This window comes from Paenibacillus macquariensis, assembly GCF_900156375.1.
GTDB classification, from domain to species: Bacteria; Bacillota; Bacilli; order Paenibacillales; family Paenibacillaceae; genus Paenibacillus_AQ; species Paenibacillus_AQ macquariensis.
Genome location: NZ_FTNK01000008.1, coordinates 20,078 through 29,861, shown reverse-complemented (window position 1 = coordinate 29,861; position 9,784 = coordinate 20,078). Strand labels below are relative to the sequence as shown.

Sequence of the window (9,784 nt, the reverse complement as noted above, 5' to 3'; positions counted from 1 at the left end):
ATTTCCATTTACAGCTCATAATTAAAATCAATATTCCAAACCTCATGAAACTTTTTTTCTGCTTCAGTAAGTGCCTCAATGTGTTGCACTGGGCACTCACTATTGGCGGTTATTAGTTTTAGCAGTCCCACGTACCTTGCTTGCAACAGCTCAATCGTATCTGCTTCATAGTTTTGCTGATCATATATAAAATGGATCGTCGTTTCTTCAAAGGGATTAATAGCAAGCAAAAGGGAATAATTCGTCGCACTGTATCCATCAAACGATGTTAGTTGAAGCTCGCCGTGTATGCTGAAATCTAAGGGATAGTTTTCAATAACCAATAACGTATCAAAAAGCTCTTCCGTGCTTTTCCGCTTCGAATAAGATTGAATATCGACTAGAGGCGTGGTCTCATACTCTTGCCGTTTATAGACTGCTTGCTGCGTATCCAGTATGATATCTTTCAACGTCGTTTCCGACTGTGCACGAATCCGGACCGGGATCGTATTCATCAACATGCCTACAATACGTTCAACCTCACGTAAGTCTCCCGATCGTCCTGAGACCGTTGTGCCGAAGAGCACATCCGATCGCTTAGAATATAGCTGCAGTAACACTCCCCAAGCCGAAGTATAGATAGAGCTAACCGTCACCCCTATTTCTTGCGACACTGCCTCTAGCTCATGCACCAACGATTTAGGTAGCGTAAGCGATGCACAAGCCTTGCTGCTCGGTTCAATATGTAAAACATTGTCCTTCCTTAGCGTTGGACGAAATTCATAGCCCTGCAGATAACTGCGCCAATATTGTTCCGGCCCATGCTTGTCTTTTTCCCTGAGCCAATCGATATAGTCTTTGAAATCCGGCTTTGCTGCAGCCTCTGGCACTACACTGCTGCGGAACGCTTCATAAGCCTGAATAAACTCACCGAGAATAATGCCGTTGCTCCATCCGTCAAAAATAATATGATGATGGCTGACCATCATGACATACTTCTCTTCTTCCAATTTGATTACCGCGGTCCGAAACAAAGGACCCTCTGCTAGATCAAATCGCTCGGCAAGATCCGACTGCTTGATTCCCTGCAGTGCAGTCTCCTTCTCGTCTTCACCGACAAAGGTAAGATCATGAACCGAGGCAGATATCAACCGTTCCCTAAGTACGATCTGAACGGGATTTTGAATCTTCTCCCAACGGAATACCGTGCGGAGCATCGCATTTTGCCGGATGATCCAATTCCATGCCTGCATCCATGCAGAAAGGTCCAACTTGCTTTTAAGCGTATAGCTGAACTGTTCAAAAAACTGGTCGTCCCCTGGATTCCGCAGATAATGATAGAGCATCCCTTCCTGCATGGGGGTTAATCCGACAACATCTTCAACTTTACTCTTATGTATCGGGCGGTGAGCCATTGAATGATTATCCCCTCTTCCTTGTCTATCCCTCACATTACACCATTAACATACCTATTCCATAAGCCAGATAAGCCCCTGAGCGATCCGGGAGCAAAGGCTCGCTATAGCCCGATGGATCGATGATTTCTTCATAGTTTCCGTGAGAGTGTTTAATCTCGTTCCAGAAAATACCGACATCGTATCCCCGTCCCCATGTTTCCGGGCGCATATTAATATCGTGAAAGGCAATCACTCCACCTGGTGCGACCAGATCTTTGTACATGTAGTAATCTGAGCTAACCCCCCCGTAGGAATGGTCGCCGTCAATGAACATGAGATCGATTTTACGATCTTCTAAAATATTCACCAGATCCTGCTTTGTCGTATGATGGAACGAGCGATCCCTAATAAAATATTTTTTTTGCTGGGGACCTCCAAATTTCGAATAAAGTTCTGCTTCTCCATCGTCTTGACCCCCGCCATACGGCCCCCCCGGATAATCTATGCTGACTAGAAGGGCGTTCGGATCAGCCAATTGACTTAAACAATAAAATACCCCTCCGCTTGCCGTACCGATCTCCACGACCGTTTTAGGCTTTTGCTGCTGAACGCAACGCAGAAACCGTTTTAATTCGTTGCCGTTCTGGATAGCTGGAAATATAGGCGCTTCGTCAGAAACTTTCTCCAGAATGGTTCTCAGACGGAGCAACCGCGGGCTGGTTATGCTCTCATTTGCATTGCTTTGCATAAGCAGCTCGAAGAGTCCGGGCACCAGTACTTTGTTCAGTACACCGTCCAGTTCCGCCTCTTCTTCGTAATCCTCCAGCCAAGCAGACGGAAGCGGCGGAAGAGATGGTGAATAGGTGTTTCTTCCAAGCATAGCGCTTAGGACTAACTCTACTTGTCCGTTGTTGAGCTTTACGAAACCCGGTTTCCAGGCATGGATCAGAATAAAGTCCCCCGTAAACTTAATGTGGTCGAGCCCAAGCTTCCGAACCCACTGCAGTTCATTGAAACGTTTGTGAAGGTAATGATTAAATGCAGGAACCGGGAGCAATCTTAAATGTTGATATACGTTCATCACATACTCACCTCATTATCAAATAACGACTTCCGCAAAAACTGTCCAGTATACGAGGTCTCCACTTTAGCCACATCTTCTGGAGTACCGGCAGCAACAACATAGCCTCCGTGAGTCCCTCCTCCAGGTCCCAGATCGATTAAATAATCTACGGCTTTAATAAAGTGAAGGTTGTGTTCAATGACCAGTACGGTGTTTCCTTGATCCACGAGTTGTTGAACAATGGCAAGTAACCGTTGGACATCTTCCAAGTGCAAGCCGCTTGTAGGCTCATCCAATATATACAAATGGCTGCATCCGGCTTGTTGGTTGCTTAGTTCCTCTACCAGCTTAATCCGCTGCGCTTCACCGCCGGACAAGGTTGTGGCGGGTTGGCCAAGCTTCATATAACCAAGTCCAAGTTTATTCATGAGCGCGAGTTTATTATGGAGTGCCGGATGATCATTGAAAAACTCTACTCCCTCCTCGATGCTCATGTTGAGAATGTCGGCAATATTTTTCCCCCGGTAAGCGACTCCTAATAGTTCTTCACTGTACCGTTGCCCATGACAAACTTCGCAAACTGTCTCGACGTCGGACATAAACTGCATCTCCGTCACAATTGTTCCGATCCCCATGCATTCTTCACAACGTCCTCCAGCATTATTGAAGCTGAAGTGCGATTCCTTGAATCCTCTTTGCTTGGCGCTTGCTGTATTCGCAAATAATTTCCGAATGCTATTGAATATACCGACATAGGTAGCAGGATTGGAACGCGGCGTTCGCCCGATCGGATTTTGATCAACATAGGCGACGCGATCGATCCATTCTGCGCCTTTCAACTCCACATCGTTTCGCGGTTCACCGGATTGGCCATCAAAATATTCCCTCAGTTTCTCATATATGACCTTATGCACCAAAGTACTTTTTCCGGAACCTGATACGCCAGTGATGCAAACTAAGCAGTGAAGAGGAATCTGTACGTTTACATTTTTCAAGTTGTTTTCTTGGGCTCCAATTATCTCCAACTGCTTAAAGCTACCGTTGATTTTCTGTACTCTTCTTCGATTGGCGGGAATTTCTATTCTTCTGCTGCCGGACAAATATTGTCCGGTCAGGGAAGCGGAATTTTTCTTCAATTCCTCAACCGTACCTTGGGCAACAATCTGTCCGCCGACAACTCCCGCGCCCGGTCCGATATCAACAATGTAGTCCGCTCTGGAGATTATCTCATCATCGTGCTCGACAACAAGCAGCGTATTGCCCATGTCCCGCAACTTGCGCAGCAAAACAACCATGTTCTCATTATCTTTGGAGTGAAGTCCTACACTAGGTTCATCCAGAATATAAATCATTCCCATCAACCCCGAGCTCAATTGAGTAGTTAACCGGAGTCTCTGGGATTCACCGCCCGATAGCGTTATAACCGGGCGATTCAAGGTTAAATATCCAAGGCCAATGTCGCAAATTCTACGAATGCGAATCATCATATCTCTCAAAATAACTTGGGTTACAGCAGTGCCGGACCCTAGGCGTGCTTCGCAAAACTCAAGCAGCTCGATTAACGGCAAATTAGAGAGAGAATGGATTGTCTTGCCCTCGACATTATAGAGGAGCCTTTCTGCTTTTAGTCGGGTTCCCTCACAGTCCGGACAGATTTGCTCACGCATAACCCCTTGTTCTTCTTTTTTAACAGTGCTCATCTCATCCTTGGTATTGGTATTGAACCGTTCGTAAATCATATTTACAATACCGGCGAACTTTTCTTGCATCGGCTTACCGCCCGCTGCAGGATTTTCAATCCGAATTTTCTCTCCTTGTGTGCCGTACAAAACCGCGTGCAGGGCATTCGTCGACAAATCTTTCACCGAAGTGTCGAGCGAGAAATTGTACCGCTGGGCAAGACCCTCATATATCTTGCGATTTTTGTGGAATTTATCCGTATCGCATTGCCAGCCCAGCAAATTGACGGCCCCTTCTGCAATACTTTTCGTTTTGTCTGGAATAACCAGGTCAGGGTCTACATAGTAGTGGCTGCCCAAACCGGTACAGGTGGAACAGGCTCCCGCAGGGGTATTAAATGAGAATGCGCTCGCCGGTATCTCGCTTACTGCAATCCCGCAAGAGGAGCAAGCCAAATGCGATGAGATGCTTGTTAAAGGCTCTCCCGCGGAACGGATTAGCATTAATCCATTCCCAAGCTCCAACGCTCTCTGGACCAACGAGCGAATTTCTATATATCGTTCGGGAGATACCACAATCGAACCGATGTCGAGGTTCAGCCTATCCGGGGCCGAATTCCGGCACTCTCTCAACCGCTGCTCTGCTTCGTCAATTGTGATCTTTTCCCCGTTCCAATACAACTTTTCGAAGCCTTTTTTGCGAACTCTATCGAAATACGACCCATTTACTTCACGAGAGAAATGGAAAAGCGGAATACCTATTTGAACTTCTGAACCCGTCGCATATTGAATCAAATCGCTTACAATCTGCTTGTTCGTCCGAATAGGTATATGTCCCTCGCAGTAAGGGCATACCCCATCACTTACCCGCGAGTATAGCAAGCGCATATAGTTGGAAAGATTACTTAGCGTACCCACCGTGGAACGCGGACTACGGGATATCTTCTTCTGTTCAATTGCAATGACAGGCGACAGTCCTTCTATTAAATCAACGTCAGCCTCATCGGATTTGCGAAGCCCCATTCGCTCGTACGCAGAGAGCGACTCCATTAAACGCCGTCTTCCCTCGGCATAAAGAGTGTTGAAAACCAAGGAGGACTTGCCCGAACCACTAACTCCCGTAAAAACCACGAACTGGTCGCGAGGAATTTCCAATGTTACGTTTTTCAAGTTATGCTGTCGAGCACCTTTGACAAAAATAGTGTTTTTCATTCGCATTCCTCATCCTATGAGATTTGTAGTGATGCATTTACTTCCTTTATTTTTAGCTGCCCCATCTCCATCTGCAATACAAGATCCGCGACATGGAAGTAGTGGTCATCATGAGTAATAGCAATGACGATTTTTCCCGCTTCCTTCATTTCCGGCAATAAGGTACGGTAGAAAAACTTACGGAACTCGGGATCCTGGTCGGCAGCCCATTCGTCAAAAAGGTAAATCGGTCTATCCTCTAAGTAACATACCAATAAGGCCAAACGTTTTCTTTGTCCGCCGGATAAGTCGACAGTACTGAAAACACCATCCTTAATACTTACTTTGTCATGCAATTCCAGCAGCTTTAAATAGTGTTCGATTTCCGGCTGTTTTTTCGCGCAGTCAATCTCATACAATTTATCAAACAAATGATAGTCACTAAAAACGACTGAAATATATTCCGAGAGTTCCCTTGGATTAATCACTTTTCCATTAACTGTAATATGTCCCTCTTTAGGTGAATAAAGCGCTGTTACTAGTTTACCAAATGTCGTTTTCCCGCTGCCATTGCCGCCGGTAATGAAAACAATCTGAGAGCATTCGACCTCAAATGATAAAGGTCCTACCAAGAAGCTGGATTCACCATCCGAATTTTGATACTCATACGAGAGATTATGGAATCCAATTCGCTCAATCCGCAAATCGGTTTCAACCGAACTCAACGGATCTTCCAAATTCCCTTCACTAGCAGCAACCTCTTCAATGAACCCTTCGATCCTTTTCAATGAAGTGCGAATTTGAATGATCTCCGGTATTGCTTGCAGCAACCCGTTCATAGGACCGATCATGTAAAGAAAAACTATGACAAAACTGATTAAAGTATGGTCTTGGATATCCTTGAAAATGACCGGAAAAGCAAAGGTAACTGTGCCCAATATCAGTATGAGTAGCATTTCTCCTACTACTAGCGCATTCGTGAATTTAATTCTGGAAACGATTCGCTTCTCGCGGTATTTCTCGCAGCTAGCCTCTACATCCTTTTGGAATCCGAACTTTTTACGTCTATGCATGCTGAGCTCCTTAAAGCCCTTCAGCAAATGATCGATAAAGCCCAAATAAACGTTCTGGGTATCTCTAGCTTCTTCCCAATAGCGATTGGCGGTAGCGCTTACTAGACTGTATAAGATAGCAATCGCTACTATGACAACAAGGGAGAGCAGCATACCCCAGAAGGTGATGGTTCCCAGATAAACAAAGCAACAGATAACTGTAAGCAAACTAGTAGCAAACCCGACAACGATGCTGGATGAGTAACCGATCATTTCTGTATCGTTGTTGAGTGTTGCCAGAACTCTACCGTTATCAATTTTTTCCATCTTTTGATAAGAACTTCGCAAAACATGCTGAATCAATTCCATTCTCTTTCTGTAAATCATGTTATATGTGATCTTGACCAGTCGCCCTTCAATTACTCTACGGCCGAATATATAGACCACTAATGCTAAAGCGAAGTAATAGAGCAAATATTTAAGCGCAATATTGCTGCTTATAGAAAAGTTAACGATAAAAATAACAAATGCGTTGGCCAAACCGCTCATTATACCCAACATAACCAGAGAAGGAAGCTCGCCTATGTCGGACTCCGAATTAGGAAATAGCGTAGAAAGAACCATATACACAAAACTTAATACCACACCGACGCAAACTGCTCCGATAGCTGTCAAGAAGCTGAACGGTGACCAGACAATTGCCGTCGTCCACGAAACTCCTTGCATTGCTTTCGGGATAAGATAAATGCCATAAATGAACGGTAAGGAACTTGCCAGAACGGCTAACCATGAAGCGATCTTCTTAAAGTTAAGCGGCTTCCAAATTCGCTTCTTGCGCACAATCCCGATTATGATAGCGGCCAATAGTCCCACTACCGACAGTACGTAAACCATCGCCAAAATGGTAATAATCGACCAAGAGTTATCCGCCTTTCGGTCCGGCTCATAAGGAGAAGTTGGATCCTGGACTCTTAAAATGTCCATAACACCGTGACCGGTAATGTACGTTAGCGTTGTGCCGCTATTGGCCATAATGCCAACCGCAAGGTTATCTTGTGGGCGCAAAACCATATAAGCGGAAAAGTTCGGATTCAAGCCGGCCTTTGACAGTTCTCCGTTTCCGGACTGATAATCTGCCCACCCCATAGCATAGGAAGAATAATCGAATCGGCTTGGCTTTACTGTCCGATCGGGAACGTGAGTTTCCATTATCAAAGGAGTTAGCGGCGTTTGGATGCTTCCCAATTGATATTTCAGCCATAGTGCCAGATCATTGCCATCCATCATGATGTATCCTGCAGGACGGTTCCCCCGGAAGATAGGGGCCTCATACTCTCTAGCCTTGAAAAATCCGTTTTTATACCCAAGAGCCAGCGATGTAGCTTTCTCCGGGTAAACGGTAGTATGTTTAAGACCCAAAGGCTGGAACACATTCTTTTCCATATATTCTTCAAAAGGCTGACCCGTCACTTTTTCAATGACTGCTCCAATGATCGCGTAGTTAATGGTAGCGTATTGAAACTGTTCCCCTGGACGAGAATCTAGTCTCATCCCGTTCACGTTGTTCACAACCTCTTCTAACGCATCAGGATGGTCGGATATCGGAATGTTCGTAATCGTATACCATGGCATTCCGCTCGAATGGTGCAACAGCTGCCGCAGTGTAATCTCGTAAGGCTTCCCTTTGTAGGTCGTTTTGAATCCGGCAAAGAACTTGGAAATCGGATCGTCTAGAGTTAACAGTCCCGCTTTCTCCAGTTCCAGTACCGCTAGTCCCGTAAATGCTTTGGAGTTGGATGCAATCTCGAAGCTAGTGTCCTGAGTTACTTTAATTTTATTATTTACGTCAGCGTATCCAAAGCTTTTTGAATATACCGTTTCATTTCCTTGGACAATAACGACCGTCATGCCGGGAATATTTCCTTTTTTCATATTCTCGTTAATGAACTTCTCAATCTTTTCAGTATGTTGCTCGACTAAGTCATTTGCACCAGCTGCTTCAGCTCTGTTTGCAAATAACATCGATACAAGCACATGACCAGCACAACATAATATCAAGCAAGCCATCATAACTCTCTGAAATCGACTTCTCACCTTACAGTCACCAGCCTTTATCTTTAGCATGAATGTGTTACATTTGATTTTACGAGTGACTCCCCTTTCTGATCGTGATTAGAACCGAGAAAATGAAAGAAATGGATGCTCTAGATGCGATCGAAACAAAGATGTGGGGGAATGGCGAGTTAATTACATAACAGCTTCTTAGCAAACATAATTCCAGCCAAATTGATTACAGCACTTATGAATGACCTCACCCACTAAAGATTCTTCCTGCGAAACTCCTGGATCTGAATTGGTCATTACCACAATGCCAGCCTGAATACGTGGGAATGCAACGAGCATACATTGATACCCAACTCCCCAGCCCTTGGAGACGAAACATTCGCCTTCGTTAGCCTGCGGAACGAACACCCCAAGTCCGATCGACTTGTCGCAGCCGAACCCAGAGAGCATCATACGTGCCATATCAAGAGACAAAATAGCCGATGTACCGCCGTTCCAAGCCTCAATGATGGATATTGCTATATGAGCCATTTCGCGAGGGGACGTCCATAGACCTGCCCCTGCCAGATTAGGATAAAACGGGTGCTTCCCTAGCACGACTTCCCTGTACTCGTTATGACCTGCAGCCGACATTTTCATTAACGTTCGCATTGAATCTGTTTCGTCCTGATAATTGCGAAAAAAAGTGCGCGTCAGGTTCAGTGGTTCAAAAACCAATTCCTTCATGACCGAAGAAAATGAGCGTCCGCAGCAGTCCTCTATAACCTTTTCAACAATGCAATAGCCATAATCCGAATATATGAACTGGTTCTCCGGCAAATAAGATACTTGCACCGGTGTCGGGTTGTAATTAGTGCTTCCCAAAAGCAAGTCGTCCAATGTTGGATAGGAGGTGTCAAATGTGAACGCATCAAAGCTTTCTTCATGATCCATGAAGCCCCCTTGATGAGCTAATAAACTGGCCAATGTAATCTGTTTGCCATTCGTGTATTCGCTTTCAGAAAGTTCCCACGACTTTAAGTAAGAGGCTACGTTCTCATCCAAACGAAGCACGCCTTTATCTACTAGACGAAGCACCCCGATTGCTGTGATCATCTTGCTTATTGAGCATGCATGAAAGATTGTATTGACATTAACACTTCCTCGCATTCCATACTCAAGCAATCCATGTCCTCTAGTTAATTCAAGCTTTCCATTTCGAAAAACAGCTACACTGATCCCTGGCACACGGTAACGTGTCAATAATTGTTCTACGTCCATAGAAAATACTTCTTTTTTTTCCATAACCCAACTCATTCCATGCAATTTTTATCTCTAATAGCTTCTACAAAACAATTTGTATTTAATTTACAAAACGAA

General features: G+C 44.9%; 5 protein-coding genes. All 5 read right to left on the bottom strand.

The features are described 5' to 3' along the window. Positions 1-8: 8 nt before the first annotated feature. The 5 genes from BW961_RS15430 to BW961_RS15410 all read right to left on the bottom strand — a co-directional run bounded on the left by BW961_RS15430 (position 9) and on the right by BW961_RS15410 (position 9,709). Positions 9-1,394 (bottom strand): condensation domain-containing protein, encoded by a 1,386-nt coding sequence (locus BW961_RS15430; RefSeq protein WP_068579254.1) that lies wholly within the window; start codon positions 1,392-1,394, stop codon positions 9-11. A 37-nt stretch (positions 1,395-1,431) separates the two neighbouring features. Then, positions 1,432-2,457 (bottom strand): class I SAM-dependent methyltransferase, encoded by a 1,026-nt coding sequence (locus BW961_RS15425; protein ID WP_068579251.1) that lies wholly within the window; start codon positions 2,455-2,457, stop codon positions 1,432-1,434. Further along, positions 2,457-5,330, bottom strand: a complete 2,874-nt coding sequence (gene uvrA / locus BW961_RS15420) for an excinuclease ABC subunit UvrA (RefSeq protein WP_068579247.1) — start codon at positions 5,328-5,330, stop codon at positions 2,457-2,459. The genes BW961_RS15425 and uvrA overlap by 1 nt, the downstream gene beginning before the upstream one ends. Positions 5,331-5,344: 14 nt before the next feature. Next, a complete protein-coding gene (locus BW961_RS15415; protein ID WP_244555969.1) occupies positions 5,345-8,455 on the bottom strand; it encodes a cyclic peptide export ABC transporter in 3,111 nt (1,036 codons plus the stop codon). Positions 8,456-8,623: 168 nt separating this feature from the next. Continuing rightward, positions 8,624-9,709 (bottom strand): serine hydrolase domain-containing protein, encoded by a 1,086-nt coding sequence (locus BW961_RS15410; RefSeq protein ID WP_170878574.1) that lies wholly within the window; start codon positions 9,707-9,709, stop codon positions 8,624-8,626. Between the last annotated feature and the right edge of the window lie 75 nt (positions 9,710-9,784).

Bases quoted from the DNA above. Each gene is read 5' to 3' on its own strand.
- BW961_RS15425 (WP_068579251.1), bottom strand. From the start codon at position 2,457: ATGAACGTATATCAACATTTAAGATTGCTCCCGGTTCCTGCATTTAAT.
- uvrA (WP_068579247.1), bottom strand. From the start codon at position 5,330: ATGAAAAACACTATTTTTGTCAAAGGTGCTCGACAGCATAACTTGAAA.
- BW961_RS15430 (WP_068579254.1), bottom strand. From the start codon at position 1,394: ATGGCTCACCGCCCGATACATAAGAGTAAAGTTGAAGATGTTGTCGGA.
- BW961_RS15410 (WP_170878574.1), bottom strand. From the start codon at position 9,709: ATGGAAAAAAAAGAAGTATTTTCTATGGACGTAGAACAATTATTGACA.